The following is a 17,068-nucleotide window of genomic DNA, read 5'->3' on the forward strand; positions in this document are numbered from 1 at the left end:
CGGGGCCGCAACTGTTTTCACGCAGTGCCTCCCTGGAGTGGGGAGGGCGGCAGGGCCTGCAGGATGGAGTCCTCCCAGCCGTCCCGCAGCGCCGGCGCTACGCTCATCCAGGTCACGATCTCAGCCGGCGGCTGGTCCTTCCAGGACGGGTAGTGCTGCGCGAAGCAGTCCCAGTCACCGTCGAGCGCCCAGTAGTGAATGACCTCGTTGAAGCGGAACGTGGTGGTGAACGAACCGAGCCAGCGTTTGCCGGTGCGTTCTGACCACGGCACGTACAGGCGCTCCAGCTCCCGGATGTAGTCATCCTGGCGGCCGGGCTTGGTCTGCATGATCTCCTGGATCACCAGGGTGGCGTCGAAGCCGGCGTCGCAGAGCTGCGACAGGGTCTTGTTGTGGGGGCCGGGGTACATGATGCGGCCCTCGCCGGAGGCGCCGATGCCCGTGAGGTACGCCGACCACTCGGCGGCGGGAGGCTCGTGGCTGCCATCGGGGCCCTGCGCCCGCCCGATGCGGGCGTAGTCGGCGAAGGCGTCGATCTCCCAGACGATCGTGACCTGCGGCCAGTGTCCGTTGTAGCGGGTGGTCTCCCACATCCCGTACAGCCGGGCGCCCAGCTCGTTCATCATCGGCTGGTAGACGTCGGTGAACGCACTGGTGAATTCGGCGCTCAGGCCGCGGCCCAGGTCGATGGTCTCGTGCAGATACAGCAGCGTGTGGCCGTGGTGCTTGCGCATCAATCGACCGGCACCAGATCGGAACTGACAGGCAGGCAGCGTTTCTGGTCGCTTCGGAACATCTCCGGACAGTCGCTCAGAGCGTCGACCGGGGCGTCGGCGGCCACGAGTGCTTGCCTCTTGAACGCCCGCCCCGCGACGGTGAGCACATGGCGCACCGCGCCGAGCCGGCGATTCATGGCCACCGGCCAGCTTTCGCCCCACAGGACCACCTCGGTCACGCTGTGCCGCAGCGCCAGCTGCACCCGCTGACGGATCCGGGGATCTCTGACGAACGCGTCGGCGACGACGGCCAGGCCGTGTCCCGCCGCGTCGGCGGTCGCCGCGGACAGCCCGGTCTCCAGGTCGGCGGTGTGTACGCCGAGGATCTGCAGCGGCCGGAGGTTCTGATGCGGCGGCACCATCACGGTGACGTCCCACCCGGTGGCGACCCGGTGATACAGCCACCCGCCGGCCGCCTGCACCAGCGCGGTGACGTCGAGCGCAATGACGTCAAGGCGGTAGCGCAGATACCGTTCCTCGGCCGGCGGTTCCAGTGCCGCAGCGGTGCTCGTCATCGCATCATCCCAGCTCGTCATGAGAATCCGGTAGGCATCACCGGGCCTGGCGGGTATCGCCCAGCCGCGTGACGCAACTCTGGGGAGATATTACAGTTGGGGCCTACTTTGTAAAGTCACAATCTGAACAAGGGGTGCGGTGAAATGAGTCTGGTCGCCGGGCACGGCCCACTGAGCACCGAGCGCGCCGGCTGGTTCTCCCCGGAGATCTCCGGAGATCTGGTGTACGTCGAACCGCACCCCCGCCGGGTACGGGCGGTCCGCGCTGATCGCGTCGTGCTCGACACCGAACGCGTCCTGCTGGTGCACCGCCGCGGTCAACCGCTCAGCTACGCCTTCCCGGCCGGCGCTGTCGGCGCCCTGCCGCACAGCGAGGTGCCGGAGGCGCCGGGGTTCGTCCAGGTCCCGTGGGATGCGGTGGACACCTGGTTCGAGGAGGGCCGCCGGCTCGTGCACTACCCGCCCAACCCGTATCACCGGGTCGACTGCCGGCCCACCCGGCGCGCACTGCGTGTCGAGGTCGCGGGCGAGGCGTTGGTGGACACCGAGGTCACGGTGATCGTATTCGAGACCGCCCTGCAGCCCCGCCTGTACGTCGCCCCGGAATTCGTCCGCACCGATCTGCTGCAGCCGTCGACGACGTCGACCTATTGCAACTACAAGGGTTACGCGCGGTACTGGTCCGCCGTCGTCGGCGACACCGTTATCGAGGACGTGGCCTGGAGTTATCCCGAACCCTTGCCCGAAAGTCTGCCTATCGCAGGGTTTTTCAGCTTCGACATGACCCGTGCCGGCGGCTTCGCGGCGCTGCCGGCGCCCGTTGACCACGCGGCGCTATAGCCGCGCATGTTCGGAGATCTTGCTGTCGCTGGTGCGCAGCGGGCGGATGAGGCCGTCCTGGGCGAATGAGGCGATGAGCGCGCCCTCTTCGGTGTGTACGGTGCCGCGGACGTAGGACATGCCCGCGCCCACCTGGGTGCTCTCGTGCCCGTAGAGAATCCAGCCGTCCCACCGCACCGGCTCATGGAAACTCACCGTGACGGTCATCGGCGCGGTGGACACCGTCAGGTGCGACTGACTGGTGCCGATGCCGGCGTGCGCGCGCATTGTGGTCGAGATGCCCAAATGGCCGGTGAAATAAGCGATCAACGCCTTGGCGAGGTCGTCACGGACGGGAATGGGGTCGTAGTGCAGCCAGGCGTAGAGCTCGGGCGGTCCCACCTCGTCGGGACTGTTGACGTCGACGACGTCGACCAAGCGCACCTGACGTCCCTGCATGGCCATCTCGCAGGGGTTGGCCTGCGCGGGTGAGGCGACGTCCGGGCGCGGCAAGTGGTGGGTGATGACGTCGGCCGTCGGGAGGTCGGCGAGCACCGTCATGGTCGCGCAGCGCTTGCCGCTCTGCGACACCGAAATGACCGCGGTGGCCGTCGAGCGGCCCTCGCTGACCACGTCGATGGCGTAGTCCGCCGGCTCCCCCACCAGCACCGCTCGGGCGAACACGGCGTGCACGGAACGGATGGACTTGTCGCCGAAGCGTTTCGCCGCTCCGACGATGGCCTGCGCCAGCAGCTGGGTGCCTTCCACCACCTGTCGTTCGTCGTCTGTGGCGAGGCCCGTCGCACCGGTGAACCGGTCCGGGCCATCCATTGTCACCTCGAACAGGTCGAGCAGGCCGCTGACCGACCAGTGCGCGGTCGAGGTCTCTACGCCATCGGCAGTACCGGTGCTTGCGGAAATCTCAGCCATTCCGCGAGCGTGACATTCGCATCACGTTTTGTAAAGTAGGCCTGGTTGCGCCCACGACCGCAGGACTGGAGGACAACGTGTCGAGCATCGCCGAGACAAGCTCCGAACCCGACACCCCGGCGGCCGGACCGACTCCGGCACCGCTGGCCGGTGGCTTCTGCTTCGGCGAAGGCCCGCGCTGGTTCGAGGGTCTGCTGTGGTTCTCCGACATGCTCGGCGAAGCGGTCCACACGGTGGACCTGCGGGGCTCGATGACGACGGTGCCGTTGCCCGGGCACACCCCGGCCGGGCTGGGGTTCCGGCCGGACGGATCGCTGCTGATCGCGTCCGCCGAGAACCGTCAGGTGCTCCGCTACGACGGCGATACGGTCACCACGCTGGCCGACCTCAGCGGCTACGTGTCAGCCGATCTCGGCGACATGGTGATCGATGCGACCGGCCGCAGCTACATCGGTTCGCAGGCCTACACCGGCGGCGTGATCGTGCGACTCGACCCGGACGGCGGCGTGCACGTCGTCGCTACGGACCTCGACTTTCCCAACGGGATGGTGATCACCGGCGACGGTGCCACGCTGATCGTCGCCGAATCGATGGGCCGCCGGCTCACGGCGTTCACGATCGGCGCCGACGGCGGACTGCGTGACCGCCGGATCTTCGCCGACGCGCTCGACGGACCACCCGACGGCATCGCGCTCGACGCGGCGGGCGGAGTCTGGACATCGATGACGCTGGCCCACCAGTTCGAGCGCGTGACGCAGGGGGGCACCGTCACCCACCGCATCGACGTCGGCGACCGGGCCGCGATCGCCTGCACACTGGGCGGGCCCAACCGTCGCACCCTGTTCCTGCTGTCCAGCACCGACGCCTACCCCAAGCGGCTGATCGGGACACGCGAATCCCGCTTGGACATGGTGACCGTGGAGACACCCGGCGCCGGGCTGCCCTGAACGGGAATCCGACACGTGGACACAACGGACTCCTACTACGAACTGCTCGACGCCGCCGACCCGCGGGGCGAGAAATTCTGCGCCACCGATCTGGTTCGCGGCACCTGGTCGGCTCAGATCCAGCACGCCGCACCGGTTTCGGCGCTGCTGGTGCGTGCACTGGAGCGCCACGAGGCCCGGGACGACACCCGGCTGAGCCGGGTCGCCGTCGATCTGCTGGGGCCGGTTCCCGCCGAGGGTGCGCTGTGGGTCCGGGCGCAGGTCGACCGGGCCGGCAAGCAGATCGAACTCATCAGCGCCGAGATGCTGGCACCGGGTCCCGACCAACGTCCCCGGCCGGTGGCCCGGGCGACCGGGTGGCGGTTGCAGACCCTGGACACCGGTGACGTCCGGCACGCCTCGGCTCCCCCGCTGCGGCCGGTCAGCGAGGCCCGCAGCAACAACATGCAGGCGAACTGGGACCGCAATTACGTGCACAGCCTGGACTGGCGGTGGCTGACGAAGCCGCTCGCGCCCGGCGCCGGGGAGTCCTGGATCTCACCGGTCGTGGACCTGGTGGCCGGCGAGGCGATGACCCCGTTGCAGCGGCTGTTCGCGGTGGCCGACGACGCCAACGGCGTCGGCACCAAACTCGACATCAGCACGTGGACATTTCTCAACACCGACCTGGTGGTGCACGTGCACCGGATTCCCGACGGCGAGTGGATCGGGATCCGCGCCGAGACCAACTACGGACCGGACGGCATCGCGACGACCATCGGCACCCTCTTCGACGAGCAGGGTGCGGTGGCCGGCATTCAGCAATCGGTGCTGGTGCGACGGCGTTAGCAACCCGGCCCCGCGAAGACCGCGACGACACGCGGTGGTGGCAGCGGTGCTCGCACGTGACTTGTGGCGCTCGGATCACGATAATTGCCCCACCGCCCTATCCCTGGTGCCCCGCGACGGTGAGGAACGATGGCACGACACCGAACCCGCGTGACACTCTCGCTATTTTTTGTAAAGTCTCCGGTATGACCCGCAGCACGGTGGACGGCCCCGACGGTTCGACCCGCCAGCGGATCCTCGCGGCCACCGCCGAGGTCCTCGGCCGCAACGGGATGACCAAGCTCAGCCTGTCGGAGGTTGCTTCCCAGGCCGGCGTGTCACGCCCCACCCTGTATCGGTGGTTCCCGTCCAAAGAGGAACTGATCTCGGCGTTCTCGCGCTACGAACGCCACGTCTTCGACAATGGCCTCAGCAGGGCCACCGAGGGCCTGAAGGGCACCGAAAAACTGGATGCCGCATTGCGTTTCATCGTCGACTATCAGCATTCCTCCACCGGGGTGCGGATGATCGACATCGAACCCAAGCATGTGCTCAGTGACTTCTCCCGGATCATCGTCCCGATGCGCGAGGGGCTGCAGCGGATGCTGTCCGGTCCGGATGCCGCGGTGAAGGCGGCGGCGGCCATCCGGATTGCCATCTCGCACTACATCATTCGCAGTGACGACTCCGACCAGTTCCTGGCGCAGCTGCGTCAGGCGGTGGGGATCCGGCACCGGGACTGACGGCCCCGATCAGTCGAAGAGCACGGCGGCGTTGAGGTAACCGGTCGGATCGAACGCCGCTTTGACCGTGCGCATCGCGGCGATATCGGCCGGCCCGCGCGACATCGACAGGAAGGGCCGTTTGCGGCTGCCCACCCCGTGTTCGGAACTGACGTTGCCGCCGCACTCCGCGATGAGCTGCATCATCGCCGCGTACAGACCGGGTTCGGCCGCCGCCGAGCAGCGCAGCACGTTCAGGTGCAGGTTGCCCTCCCCGATATGGCCGAACAGCACCGGCAGCGCCTCCGGTGCGTGCCTGCCCACCACGGTTCGCGCCGCTGCGGCGAATCCGGCGACGGCGGCCAAAGGCAGCGAGACATCGAACTTCAGCGGTGGGCCGAACGCGCCCAGCACGTCGGCCACCGCCTCACGGACCCGCCAGAGCCGCTGCCGGGTGGCGGCGTCGACGCCGACCGCCGGCTGGTCGGCGGCCGACACCTGTTGGAGCAGGCCGAAGAGTCGGTCGCTCTGATCGCTGTCCCCGGCCAGTTCCACCAGCAGCAGCCAGTCACCGGCCACCGGCGCGGCGACGCCGAGCCGCTCCTGCGTGAGCGCGGCGACACGGGCGTCGACCAGCTCCAGCGCCGCGACGCCGTCCACGTCGCGGCAGACCCGCGCGGCATCGACCAGGGCGTCGAGCTCGGTGAAGCCGCAGACCGCGGTGACCCGGTGCGCCGGTGCCGGGCGCAGTCGCAGATCCAGGGCGGTGATGACGCCCAGGGTGCCCTCCGCGCCGACGAACAGCGCCGGCAGGTTGTAGCCGGTGTTGTCGGCGCGCACCGCGCTGCGCCGGCGCAGCAGCGAGCCGTCCGGCAGCGCCACCTCCAGGCCGAGCACCTGCTCGGCCATGTTGCCGTAGTGCACGGTGGCCAGCCCGCCGGCGTTGGTCGAGGCCATCCCGCCGACGGTTGCGGTGTCGCGGGCGGTCAGGTCGACTCCGAACACCAGGCCGGCTGCCGCAGCGGCCTGCTGCACCGCCGCGAGGGTGACGCCGGAGCCCACGTGCACCCGACGCTCTTTCGCGTCGACGTCACCGGTGGTGGTGAGCCGCTCGGTGGACAGCAGCACGTCGTCGTGTTCGGGGACGGTGCCGGCCACCAGCGAGGTGCGGCCGCCCTGGATGGTGACGTACGCGCCGTCGTCCCGGCAGACCCGCAGCACCGCGGCAACCTCGTCGGGCGATCCCGGCCGCACCAGCGCGCCGGCCCGCCCCCGGTAGCGGCCGGTGTAGTCGACGCTGCGTCCGGCCAGCACGTCGGGATCGTCGGTGACGTGGGCGGGACCCACCACCTCGGCCAGGCTTCCCAGCAGGCTCGCTGACACCGCCCCGGTCTATCACATGCCGCGCTACCTTTTTGGCATGGCAACCCGCGAAGACATCTCTTTCCGATCCGGCAACGCCTCGGTCAGTGCCTGGCTGTACCGGCCCGACGGTGCCGGGCCGACCGGGGCGCCGCTGCTGGTCATGGCGCACGGACTCGGTGCGGTGCGCACCATGCGCCTGGATGCCTACGCCGAGCGGTTCGCCGCGGCCGGCTACGCCTGCCTGGTCTTCGACTACCGCAATTTCGGCGCGAGCGACGGTGCACCGCGCCAGCTGCTCGACGTGGGAATGCAGTTGGCCGATTGGGCCGCGGCGGTCGACTTCGCGCACAACCTGGCCGGGATCGACCCGGCCCGAATCGGCTTGTGGGGCACCTCGTTCGGCGGCGGACACGTCATCGCCACCGCGGCACGGCTGCCGGTGGCGGCGGTGGTGGCGCAGTGCCCGTTCACCGACGGGATCGCCTCGGCACGCACCATCCCGCCGCTGACCCTCGCTCGGGTCAGCCTGCTGGCCATGCGCGACCTGGCCGCGGCCCGGCTGGGCAACCCACCGGTGATGGTGGCCACCGCCGGCCGCCCCGGGGAGGTCGCGCTGATGACCACGCCGGACTCCTACCGGGGCTACCTGCAGCTGGTTCCGGAGGGGCAGACCGTGCGCAATGAAGTCGCCGCACGATTCGGGATGAAGGTCCTCGGCTACCGCCCGGGCCGGCTGGCGGCCAAGGTGACCTGCCCGATCCTGTTCTGCGTCTGCGACAGCGACTCGGTCGCCCCGCCCGGCCCCACGCTGCGCTACGCCGCGCGGGCGCCCCGCGGCACGGTGAAGCGCTACGCCGAGGGCCACTTCGACATCTACGTCGGCGACGCCTTCGAGCGGGTGGTCGCCGACCAGCTGGAGTTCCTGGACCGCAACCTCAAAGCGCCGGCCGCCTAGACCCCCAACGGCGATTCGACGCGGATGGTCTCGTCGCGGATCAGCCCGCGCAGCAGTGCGGTGCTGAACTCCGCGGCGATCTCCTTGGCGCTGCGTCGTCCGCTGGGCCGCAGCCAGCGGTAGGCCCCCAGCGTCATCCCGATATAGCCGAGCGCCAGCACATGCGAATCGCACGGGTAGAACTCGCCGCTGGCGATACCGCGGTCGATCAGGCCGTGCACGTGCTCGTAGACCTGGGCTTCCTTCTCCCGGACCTCGGCGACCTGCTCCTCGGTAAACCACTCGGTGATGTAGGGCTGCTCCTGGAAGTAGACCGCCGCACCTTCGGGATTGACCGCGATCTGGTCGAGCAGACGCACCGTGTACTGGTACAGCGCCTCACGTGCGGTCCACGACGGGTCGTCGTGCACGGCGGCCAGCGTCCGTTCGGCGGCCTGCTGGTAGATGTCATAGAGGATCAACGACTTGCTGGCGTAATAGTGGTAGACAGTCGCCTTGTTCAGGCCGACCACGTCGGCGACGTCGTCCATCCGGGTGCCGTGGTAGCCGCGGGCGGCGAACAGCTTGGTGGCGACCGCGAGTAACTCCTCGCGGCGGGAGGGCCCCTGGGCGGAGTTCCCCGACCCGCCCTTGTCGTTTGGCATGTGCACTCGCTATTCGGCCGCCGGAGTCATCCGGTCTCAATCAACTGGTTGGAAGGATTCTATGCAGTCCGCTGTTGGGGCGTTGACGAGGCGACTAAACTGGTGCAATCCAAGCTGAGGGGTTGATGACATGGGTCCTGGTTACGGTTACGATCCGAATCCGGATTACGAGCTGAGCGACGAAGCCGAGTTCTTCTTCAAGTACCTCACCTGGGGTCTGCGCGGTGTCGACGGGGGCGGCGGTTACCCCCCGCAGAACTACCCGCCGATCTAGTCCCCCATCAGACGTCACGGCCCCCGATCCACCGCGGATCGGGGGCCATTTGCTGCGGTGACTTATCGTGACCACGTGACCTCCCAGCCGGAACTGCCCGGGGCGTGGAATTTTCGCGACGTTTCCCAGACCACCGGCGCGCTGCGCCCGGGCCGGCTGTTCCGGTCCAGCGAGCTGAGCCGCCTCGACGATCGCGGCCGCGAACAGCTGCTGCGGATCGGCGTCTCCGATGTCGCCGACCTGCGCTCCCCCCGGGAGGTGACGCGTCGCGGGCCGGGCCTGGTGCCCGACGGTGTCGATATCCACCTGCTGCCCTTCCCCGACCTGGCGGGCGACCAGTCGCCCGACAGTTCGTCGCCGCACGAGGACGCCTTCCGCAAGATGATGGCCGAGAAACCCGACGCCGACTCGGCCGCCGATGTCGCCGCCCGCTACATGCTCGAGGAGTACCAGCGCTTCCCCACCCTCGGCGGATCCCGCCGGGCGGTGCAGCGGGTGGTGTCGCTTCTGGCAGCGGGCCGGCCGGTGCTGGCGCACTGTTTCGCCGGCAAGGACCGCACCGGCTTCGTCGTCGCGGTGGTGCTGCAGGCGGCCGGAGTCGACCGGGATGCGGTGGTGGCCGACTACCTGCGGAGCAATGCTGCGGTACCGGTCCTGCGGGACCGGATCATGGACATGATCCGGCAGCGGCCGGAGGACGAGATCACTCCCGAGGTGCTGACCTTCACCGAGGCGCGGCTCTCCGACGAGGTGCTCGGCGTGCGTGCCGACTATCTGGAGGCCGCCCATGCCTCGATCGAGCAGAACTTCGGCTCGTTGGACGGCTTCCTGCACGCCTGCGGTGTCCTCGATGCCGAGCGGGAGGCCCTGCGCGTCGCATTGCTCGGCTGAGGGCCACCCGAAAATTCCCCTTGCCTTCGACCAGCCGGAAAGTTAACGTCGGTACCTAGGTTTATCTAGGGGGTTTCTCATGAAACTTGAACACCGCCCCTACCAGATGATTGGCTGCGCCCTCCTCGGTGCCGGCATCGTCGCGATCAGCCCGATAGCACCACCCGACGTTCAGGCTCGGGCCGTGCTCCTCACGGTCGGCGATACCGCCAGTGCCACCGATCCGGCGATCGGGCTGGTGATCGGCGGCAGCGGCATCCCGATCCCCGGGTCCGGGTATGTGCAGGCCGCCGACCAGCTCTTCATCGACAATCCGCTGCATCCGATCTATCCCGGCACCACCTACCCCGGTGTGCTCGCGAACGGCGTCTTCACGCCGGAGGGGCTTTATCCACTCGACGGCATCAACGTGTTGCGCTTCAACTACCCCAACGATGCCAGCGGTTTTCCCGCCCAGAGCACCTCGGTCGGTCAGGGCCTCACGATCCTGGACGACTGGATCAAGACCAACAATGCGGCCGGCGCCACCAGCACCGTGTTCGGCTACTCGCAGAGCGCGACCATCGCCAGCCTGGAGATGGAGAAGCTGCAGGCGGAAGGCCTCGGCGGCTCGCCCGTGCAATTCCTGCTGATCGGCGACCCCAGCGCGCCCAACGGCGGCATTCTGGAGCGCTTCAGCGGCTTCGAGACGACCTCGGGGCAGACGCACGACCTGCCGCTGAACCTGCCGAGCCTGGGCTTCAGCTTCGACAGCTCGACCCCGTCGGATGCCTTCCAGACCACGATCTACTCGATGGAATACGACGGCTTCACCGACTTCCCCCGCTACCCGCTGAACTTCCTGGCCGACCTGAACGCCTTCCTGGGCATCCGGACGCTGCACGGCACCTACCTGAACGGAGGCGTGGACGGCAACGGCCCGACACCCGAGCAGATCGCCGACGCGCACCTGCTGCCCGGCTCGGAGTCGCTCGGCACGCCGGGCAGCCTCACCGACTACTACATGATCGACCAGACCGCACCGCTGGTGGCCTTGCTGCCGAAACCGCTGCAGGATCTGCTGGGTCCGGCCCTGACGTACCTGATCAACCTCGGCTACGGCGACGGCGACTTCGGCTACTCGACGGCACCGGCCAACGTGGCCACGCCGTTCGGGCTGTTCCCCGACGTCGACCCGACGACGGTGTTCAACGATCTCGTCGACCGGGTTGAGCAGGGCTGGCAGGCGTTCCAGGCCGACCTGGCCGATCCGGCGGCGCTGATGGCGGCGTTCTCCCCCGCGGTCTCGGACGCCGTCACGCACACGGCGGTGACGACCCTGCCGTCGTTGTCCGACATCATCGACGCGTTCACCAGCGCTACCTCGGCGATCAACGGTGCGCTGTCGGGGACGTCAGACATCGCCAACGCGCTGTTCACCAGCGTGCCGTCCTACGACCTGAGCCTGTTCACCACCAACCTGCAAAACGGTGATCTGCTCGACGCATTCGGTCTGCCGTTCGCGGCCAACACCGCGATCTACACACTGGCGGCCGGTTTCGAGGTCCAGCTCATCACGAACACGATCTCGGAGATCAACGCCATTTTCGCCGGCCTGGGACTCTGAGAGCGTTCCGGGAGTTACGCCCCGCCGCCGAGTGTGCGGTTTGGTTAGAAAATCGGCCGATTCGGCAACCGAACCGCACACTCGGTGAACAATTCGTGACGGGTGGGACGCGTGGTGCGGGACGCCCTACTGCAGCGAGAAGCTGGCTGCCTTGGCCGTCGAGAGGTCGGCGATCGTCGACCACTGCGCGGCGACGTCATCGACCGACGGCGGGTTGTCGAAATTGGCGCCGGCGTTCTCGAACAGCGCCGCCCGCTGCACCTTGCCGCCGCCGGCGATGAACACCGAGCCGGTCTCGGCGATCTCGTCGGTGCACAGGTAGGCGACCACCGGTGCGACGTACTCGGGCTTGAGCCGCTCCAGCACTTCCGGCGGCAGGATGTCCTCGGTCATCCGGGTGGCGGCGATCGGAGCGATCGCGTTGGCCTTGATGTTGTATTTGGCGCCCTCGATGGCCAGCGTGTTGATCATGCCGACCAGGCCGAGCTTGGCTGCCCCGTAGTTGGCCTGCCCGAAGTTGCCGAACAGTCCGCTGGTGGAGGTGGCGACCACCACCCGGCCGTAGCTCTGCTCGCGGAAGTGCGGCCACGCCGCCCGGACCACGTTGTACCCGCCGTAGAGGTGCACCTGCAGCACGGCGTTCCAGTTCTCGAAGGTCATCTTGTGGAAGGTGCCGTCACGCAGGATGCCGGCGTTACTGACCACGCCGTCGACCTTGCCGAACTCGTCGATCGCGGTCTTGATGATGTTGGCCGCGCCGTCGGCGTCGGCGACGCTGTCGTAGTTGGCGACGGCCCGGCCGCCGGCCTCTTTGATCTCAGCGACCACGTGGTCGGCCATATTGTGCCCGGCTCCGGTGCCGTCGCGGGCACCCCCGAGATCGTTGACCACCACACTGGCCCCCTCACGGGCCAGGGTCAGGGCGTATTCACGGCCCAAGCCTCCACCGGCTCCGGTGACGACGACAACACGATCCTGCACTCCGGGCATGAGCTTCCTTCCTCGATTCGATCGCCGCGCTGAAACAGGCCTAGAACAACCGGCGCGCCAACTTCCAGGCCTTATCTGTATACGGGGGATAGATCAGGCTCGCCATGTCGGGTCGGGTCGGCTTGGTCAGCACGGTCTTGCGGTGGCTGAACTCCTCGAAACCCCACCGGCCGTGGTAGGCCCCCATCCCGGACGGTCCGACCCCACCGAAGGGCAGCTTGGCGGTCGACACCTGGAACACCAGGTGGTTGACCAGCATGCCGCCCGAGGGCACCTGGGCGATCACCTTCTCGCGCACCGCACGGGCCTTGGTGAACAGGTAGGCCGCCAGCGGCTTGGGCCGGGCGTTGACGTAACGAATCGCGTCGTCGACGGAGCCGACCGAGATCACCGGCAGGATGGGCCCGAAGATCTCGTCGGTCATCAACGCCTCGGCCGGGTCGGGGTCGACGACCACGGTCGGTTCGATCCGCAGTGTCGTGGCGTCCGAGCCGCCGCCGAGCGCCACCGTGCCGCGGGTATTGGCCAAATAGTTTGTGAGACGGTCGAATTGACGCTCATTGACGATACGCATCCCGTGCGGCTCTTGCGCCCGGAAGTCGGTGATGGCCTGGCCGATCCTGGCGACCAGCTCATCGCGGATCGTGATGTCGGCCAGCACATAATCCGGGGCGACGCAGGTCTGGCCCGAGTTCAGCAGTTTGGTCCAGGCGATCCGCTTGGCCGCGACATCGACGTCGGCGTCGGCGGCCACGATGCACGGACTCTTGCCGCCCAGTTCCAGCGTCACCGGGGTCAGATGCTCGGCTGCGCCGGCCATGATCTTGCGCCCGATCTCGGTCCCACCGGTGAACATCACCCGGTCGAAGCCCTGCGCGATCAACGCCTGGCTGACCACTCCGTCACCCTCGACCACCACGATCGCGTCGGTGTCCAGGTAGCGCGGCACCAACTCGGCCATCAGCCGCGAGGACGCCGGGGCGATCTCGGATGGCTTCAGCGCCACCGTGTTTCCCGCGGCGATCGCCCCCACCAGTGGCCCCAGCGTCAGATAGAACGGGAAGTTCCAGGCGCCGATGATCAGCACTGTGCCGTACGGCTCGTACTCCACCCAGCCGCGGCCGGGAAGCTGGGCGAGCTCGAGGAGGCGGTACTTGCGCCGCATCCACTTCTTGACGTGCTTGGCCGCGTAGCGGGCCTCGGCCGCGGTGCCGGCACTGTCGGCCAGCCAGGCCTCGAACGGCTTGCGGTCGAGGTCGGCGGCCAACGCCGTGGCGATCTGCGTCTCGTTCTCGTTCATCATCTGCTCGAGGCGCTGCAGCTGGGTGCGTCGCCACTGCACATCGCGGGTCCGCCCGGTGGCGAAGGTGTCGCGCAGTCTGGCAACGACATCGGCCACGCCGGTAGTTGTAGTTGTGGTCATGGTCCCATTCCTACCGCTGACCGGGCGGTCATGCCGCACGATCGGCGTAAGAAGTGACCGCCGGTCAGATCCGCCTGGTCAGGTGCGCACCGCGGTGACGAACTCCGCGAACGCCTCCGCGTCGTCGCCCATGGGCACGTTCACCCACCGGTCCAGGCGGCGCATCTCGTCGATCGAGTGCTGTGCGGTGGCACGCCAGCCGTGCCCGTTGAGCCATTCCGTCACCGCCGCGCGGTCCTCGTCGTGGTAGATCAGATCCTGCACATCCACGGTCTGCTCCAGGCCGATCTGCTCGGCGACCTTCTTGAACCGCTCCGCCATCTCCTGGCGCCGCTCGTCGGCGTGGTTGGCCGCGGTCTCCGCCGCGATCCGGCTCCCGGGCGCACTGAGGGCGGTGATCTGGTCGAACAGCCGGTCCTGGCCGTCGGCCGGCAGGTACATCAGCAGCCCCTCGGCCAGCCACGCCGTCGGGGCCGCCGGATCGAAGCCCGCGGCGGTCAACGCGGCGGGCCAGTCCTGTCGCAGGTCGATGGCCACCGCGCGCCGCTGCGCTGTCGGCGTCACGTTGTGGGCCGCCAGCGTCGTCTCCTTGTAGGCCAGTACTTTCGGCTGGTCGATCTCATAGACCGTGGTGCCCGCCGGCCAGTCCAGCCGGTAGGCCCGCGAGTCCAGCCCGGAGGCCAGGATCACCACCTGGCGGATACCGGCGTCGACCGCCTCGGCGAAGTAGGCGTCGAAGAAGTGCGTCCGGACCGCCTGGTAGCTGCGCATGTGGTGGTAGACGGCGGCGATCTCGGGGTCGACGGACTCCAACTTGTCTGTCAGCGCCTCGTCGAGCAGGGTCTCCCATACGCCGGTGCCGGCGTTGGCGACCAGAAGTCGGGCGTACGGGTCGGAGATCAGCGGCTCCGGGCTGTCGCTCTCAACCGCACGGGCAGCGGCCACCATCACCGCCGTCGAGCCGACGCTGGTGGCGATGTCCCAGGTGTCGTCATGGGTACGCAGTGAGCTCATCGGTTACCTCGCTTGCTTGCCGTTCGGTGTCGCAAGCCATGCTACCGAAAAAAGTTAGGCTGCCTATTCACTACTTCCGGCGGCGGCCGGTGAGATCGGCAGCTGAATCCGCCAGAGTCGGTTCGCCAACAGGGCCTGCACGCTGGCGATCACCGCGGCCGACTCGTCGCGGTCGCCGAGTGCGGCGATGTAGAAACCGATCCCCCACAACACCGCCAGCAGCGTCTCGGTCAGGTCGGCGACCGTCGCGGAGGTGGCGAGTTCTCCGCGATCGATGGCCTCGGTGAGCGACTCGGTGAGGAATCGCCGGGTGGGCCCCTGCAGATCGCCGACCAGTAGCCGCAGTTCCGGGTCGCGCTGCGCGTCCAGCACCGCGGTGACCGCAAAAGCCGCGGCCGTGCGGTCCTCCTCGCCGAGCTGGGCGAACGCGTAGATGACCGACGACAGTCGCGCGATCAGGCTGTTTTCGGTACGCGCCCGCTCGACGGCGTTGTCGAGGATCGATTCGTTGCGGTTGAGGACCGCCTGGTAGAGCAGTTGCTTGTTCGCGAAGTAGTGGTTGATCGCCGGCCGGGTCAGATGCGCGCGGGCCGCGACGGCCTGAAACGTCGTCGCGTGGTAGCCGAACTCCCCGAACACGCCGCTGGCGGCGACCACGATGCGTTCCCTGGTCACGTTCGACCGGGCGCCGCGGGGACGCCCGAGCCGATGTAGCGTGACTTCCTCCATTGAGGAATTCTGTCACCGGAGCTGTTACCCGTCGGTAAATTCCATATTACGATCATTCACTTCTGCATCTCCAGATGAGTACCCACCGGCGACCCGGCGAACTAAAGTCGACTTATGGGCGCGGTCCTTTCCCGACAGGCATATTTCGAGACGGGTCTCGAAGTGCTGTCCGAACTGGGCTACGGCGGCCTGAAACTGGCCGAGGTGTGCAACCGACTCGGGGTGACGACGGGCTCCTTCTACCACTACTTCACCAGTTGGCCGGTCTACACCCGCGACCTGATTCAGCACTGGCTCGAGGTCCGCACCGTCCAGCACGTGGAGTTCGTGCGGGCCCTGCCCGACCCACGTGAACGTCTCGACAGCCTGATCCAGATCGGTTTGGCGCTCCCGCACGGGGCGGAGGCCGCGATCCGGGCCTGGAGTTCCGCGGATCCGGCCGTGCAGGCGGTGCAGACCGAGGTGGACCGGCAACGCTTCGACATCCTCTACGAGTCGGCGTTGCAGGTGCTGGGCGACGAGCGTCAGGCGCAGCTGTTCGCCAGCTGGGGGATGTACCTGCTGATCGGTTACGAGCAGGCGCTGCTGCCGCGCGACAGCGCTGCGATCGAGTGGATATCCGGCCAGCTGCTCGACGCACTCGACTCGGGTCGCTTCGCCACCGCGAACTCCGCGGCCCCCGGACGGCCGTTCACAGCGAGCTGATGCGCTGCACCGCCAGCCGCGGTCCGCGCCGCGGTTCGACGGCCAGCCCGCTTTCGATCAGGAGTCGCACCACCCGGTGCCGGTGGGGTCGCATGGGCTCCAGCAGTTCGATCATGGCGTCGTCGTCGATCGGATGGCCCAACAGCGTCCAGCCGATCATCTTGGCGATGTGGTAGTCGCCGACCGACAGCGCGTCGGCGTCGCCGAAGGCACGCTGCGCCGTCTCGGCCGCGGTCCACACGCCGACGCCGGGCAGCGACATCAGTGCCGCCCGCGCCTCCGCTGCCGGCCGGCCGGCCAGCCGTTCCAGCGACGCCGCCCGCTGCGCGCAGCCGACGACGGTGCGGGCCCGGCCGCCGTCGACGTTGGCGCGGTGGAACTTCCACGACGGGATGGTCCGCCACACCTCGGCCGACGGTGGCACCCGCATCCGCGCCGGCGCCGGGCCGGGCGCCGCTGCGCCGAACTCGGTGACCAGCACCCGCCAGGCCCGGAACGCGTCGGTGCCCGGCACCCGCTGTTCGAGTACGGCGGGGATGAGCGCTTCGAGCACCCGATGAGTGCGGCCCAGCCGAAGGTGCGGCAACCGCTGGTGCGCGGCGGCCACCGTCGGCTCGGTCGGCGCGAAGTCCGCCGCGTCGTCGTCAGCGCCCAGCAGTCCCGGCACGCCGTCGAGAAACTCGGCGGCGCCGGCGCCCCACGCCTCGCAGTCCACCGCGCGGGACGCCGCCCGGCTGATCCGCGCCGTCACCGGCCCGCTGGGCATCAGGCTGGCCCGCCAGATGGCGCCGTCGATGATCTGCAAGCAGGGATCGCCGGGGCCGCGACGCAGCGGCGCCAACGTCAACGCCGGGCTGGCCGGGCCGGGGAATGTGACGGTGCGGCGAAGGGAACTGTCGATGAGGTGATCATAGGGTCGTTGTTCCCACGTTGACCGCTTCGCTTCGCCACGCCAC

19 protein-coding genes are annotated in these 17,068 nt (G+C 68.4%); 9 read left to right on the forward strand and 10 right to left on the reverse strand.

Annotated features, from left to right (window positions below):
• Window positions 1–17: 17 nt before the first annotated feature.
• A complete protein-coding gene (locus tag G6N23_RS19660) occupies window positions 18–734 on the reverse strand; it encodes an NIPSNAP family protein (protein WP_085259186.1) in 717 nt (238 codons plus the stop codon).
• Window positions 734–1,291 (reverse strand): hypothetical protein, encoded by a 558-nt coding sequence (locus tag G6N23_RS19665; RefSeq protein ID WP_085259228.1) that lies wholly within the window; start codon window positions 1,289–1,291, stop codon window positions 734–736. The genes G6N23_RS19660 and G6N23_RS19665 overlap by 1 nt, the downstream gene beginning before the upstream one ends.
• A 144-nt stretch (window positions 1,292–1,435) precedes the next feature.
• Between G6N23_RS19665 and G6N23_RS19670 the strand changes: the two genes are divergently transcribed.
• On the forward strand, window positions 1,436–2,131 hold the full coding sequence (locus G6N23_RS19670; RefSeq protein ID WP_085259187.1) for a DUF427 domain-containing protein: 696 nt from the start codon (window positions 1,436–1,438) through the stop codon (window positions 2,129–2,131).
• Here the strand turns inward: G6N23_RS19670 and G6N23_RS19675 are convergent.
• Entirely contained in the window at window positions 2,126–3,040 is a 915-nt protein-coding gene (locus G6N23_RS19675) for an acyl-CoA thioesterase (protein ID WP_085259188.1), read from the reverse strand. The genes G6N23_RS19670 and G6N23_RS19675 overlap by 6 nt on opposite strands.
• A gap of 77 nt (window positions 3,041–3,117) precedes the next feature.
• On the opposite strand from G6N23_RS19675, the gene G6N23_RS19680 reads away from it, so the two are divergent.
• The 3 genes from G6N23_RS19680 (at window position 3,118) to G6N23_RS19690 (ending at window position 5,537) form a co-directional block, all read left to right on the forward strand.
• On the forward strand, window positions 3,118–3,987 hold the full coding sequence (locus G6N23_RS19680) for an SMP-30/gluconolactonase/LRE family protein (RefSeq protein ID WP_372508910.1): 870 nt from the start codon (window positions 3,118–3,120) through the stop codon (window positions 3,985–3,987).
• Window positions 3,988–4,002: 15 nt separating this feature from the next.
• Window positions 4,003–4,815 (forward strand): thioesterase family protein, encoded by an 813-nt coding sequence (locus G6N23_RS19685; RefSeq protein ID WP_085259189.1) that lies wholly within the window; start codon window positions 4,003–4,005, stop codon window positions 4,813–4,815.
• Between the two features lie 185 nt (window positions 4,816–5,000).
• Window positions 5,001–5,537: a TetR/AcrR family transcriptional regulator gene (locus G6N23_RS19690; RefSeq protein WP_085259190.1), complete on the forward strand. Its 537-nt coding sequence runs from the start codon at window positions 5,001–5,003 to the stop codon at window positions 5,535–5,537.
• Between the two features lie 9 nt (window positions 5,538–5,546).
• Here G6N23_RS19690 and G6N23_RS19695 read toward each other — a convergent pair whose 3' ends face one another.
• Window positions 5,547–6,887, reverse strand: a complete 1,341-nt coding sequence (locus G6N23_RS19695; protein ID WP_085259230.1) for an FAD-binding oxidoreductase — start codon at window positions 6,885–6,887, stop codon at window positions 5,547–5,549.
• 49 nt (window positions 6,888–6,936) lie between these two features.
• Here G6N23_RS19695 and G6N23_RS19700 point away from each other — a divergent pair, with 49 nt between their 5' ends.
• The gene (locus G6N23_RS19700) at window positions 6,937–7,836 is read left to right on the forward strand and encodes an alpha/beta hydrolase (protein WP_085259191.1); all 900 of its coding nucleotides are present in this window, start codon (window positions 6,937–6,939) and stop codon (window positions 7,834–7,836) included.
• On the opposite strand, the gene G6N23_RS19705 is transcribed toward G6N23_RS19700, so the two are convergent.
• A complete protein-coding gene (locus G6N23_RS19705) occupies window positions 7,833–8,480 on the reverse strand; it encodes a TetR/AcrR family transcriptional regulator (RefSeq protein ID WP_085259231.1) in 648 nt (215 codons plus the stop codon). The genes G6N23_RS19700 and G6N23_RS19705 overlap by 4 nt on opposite strands.
• 130 nt (window positions 8,481–8,610) lie before the next feature.
• Here G6N23_RS19705 and G6N23_RS19710 point away from each other — a divergent pair, with 130 nt between their 5' ends.
• The 3 genes from G6N23_RS19710 to G6N23_RS19720 all read left to right on the forward strand — a co-directional run bounded on the left by G6N23_RS19710 (window position 8,611) and on the right by G6N23_RS19720 (window position 11,251).
• Window positions 8,611–8,754, forward strand: coding sequence for a hypothetical protein (locus G6N23_RS19710; RefSeq protein ID WP_095173665.1), 144 nt, complete (start codon window positions 8,611–8,613; stop codon window positions 8,752–8,754).
• A 75-nt stretch (window positions 8,755–8,829) separates the two neighbouring features.
• Window positions 8,830–9,645, forward strand: coding sequence for a tyrosine-protein phosphatase (locus tag G6N23_RS19715; RefSeq protein ID WP_085259192.1), 816 nt, complete (start codon window positions 8,830–8,832; stop codon window positions 9,643–9,645).
• A gap of 79 nt (window positions 9,646–9,724) precedes the next feature.
• Complete coding sequence (locus tag G6N23_RS19720; RefSeq protein ID WP_085259193.1) at window positions 9,725–11,251, forward strand: PE-PPE domain-containing protein; 1,527 nt, start codon at window positions 9,725–9,727, stop codon at window positions 11,249–11,251.
• A 126-nt stretch (window positions 11,252–11,377) separates the two neighbouring features.
• Here G6N23_RS19720 and G6N23_RS19725 read toward each other — a convergent pair whose 3' ends face one another.
• The 4 genes from G6N23_RS19725 to G6N23_RS19740 all read right to left on the reverse strand — a co-directional run bounded on the left by G6N23_RS19725 (window position 11,378) and on the right by G6N23_RS19740 (window position 15,407).
• Window positions 11,378–12,241, reverse strand: coding sequence for an SDR family oxidoreductase (locus G6N23_RS19725; RefSeq protein ID WP_085259194.1), 864 nt, complete (start codon window positions 12,239–12,241; stop codon window positions 11,378–11,380).
• A gap of 40 nt (window positions 12,242–12,281) precedes the next feature.
• Window positions 12,282–13,664, reverse strand: coding sequence for an aldehyde dehydrogenase family protein (locus tag G6N23_RS19730; RefSeq protein WP_085259195.1), 1,383 nt, complete (start codon window positions 13,662–13,664; stop codon window positions 12,282–12,284).
• A gap of 78 nt (window positions 13,665–13,742) precedes the next feature.
• Window positions 13,743–14,678, reverse strand: a complete 936-nt coding sequence (locus G6N23_RS19735) for a class I SAM-dependent methyltransferase (protein ID WP_085259196.1) — start codon at window positions 14,676–14,678, stop codon at window positions 13,743–13,745.
• Between the two features lie 63 nt (window positions 14,679–14,741).
• Window positions 14,742–15,407, reverse strand: coding sequence for a TetR/AcrR family transcriptional regulator (locus G6N23_RS19740; protein WP_085259197.1), 666 nt, complete (start codon window positions 15,405–15,407; stop codon window positions 14,742–14,744).
• A gap of 114 nt (window positions 15,408–15,521) precedes the next feature.
• Between G6N23_RS19740 and G6N23_RS19745 the strand changes: the two genes are divergently transcribed.
• Window positions 15,522–16,112 carry a TetR/AcrR family transcriptional regulator gene (locus tag G6N23_RS19745; RefSeq protein ID WP_085259198.1) on the forward strand — a complete coding sequence of 197 codons (591 nt, stop codon included), beginning with the start codon at window positions 15,522–15,524 and terminating at the stop codon, window positions 16,110–16,112.
• On the opposite strand, the gene G6N23_RS19750 is transcribed toward G6N23_RS19745, so the two are convergent.
• Complete coding sequence (locus G6N23_RS19750) at window positions 16,099–17,013, reverse strand: DNA-3-methyladenine glycosylase family protein (protein WP_085259232.1); 915 nt, start codon at window positions 17,011–17,013, stop codon at window positions 16,099–16,101. The two genes, G6N23_RS19745 and G6N23_RS19750, sit on opposite strands and share 14 nt — an antisense overlap.
• Window positions 17,014–17,068: the final 55 nt, after the last annotated feature.

Origin of the sequence: Mycolicibacter terrae (assembly GCF_010727125.1) — a bacterium.
GTDB classification, from domain to species: domain Bacteria; phylum Actinomycetota; class Actinomycetes; order Mycobacteriales; family Mycobacteriaceae; genus Mycobacterium; species Mycobacterium terrae.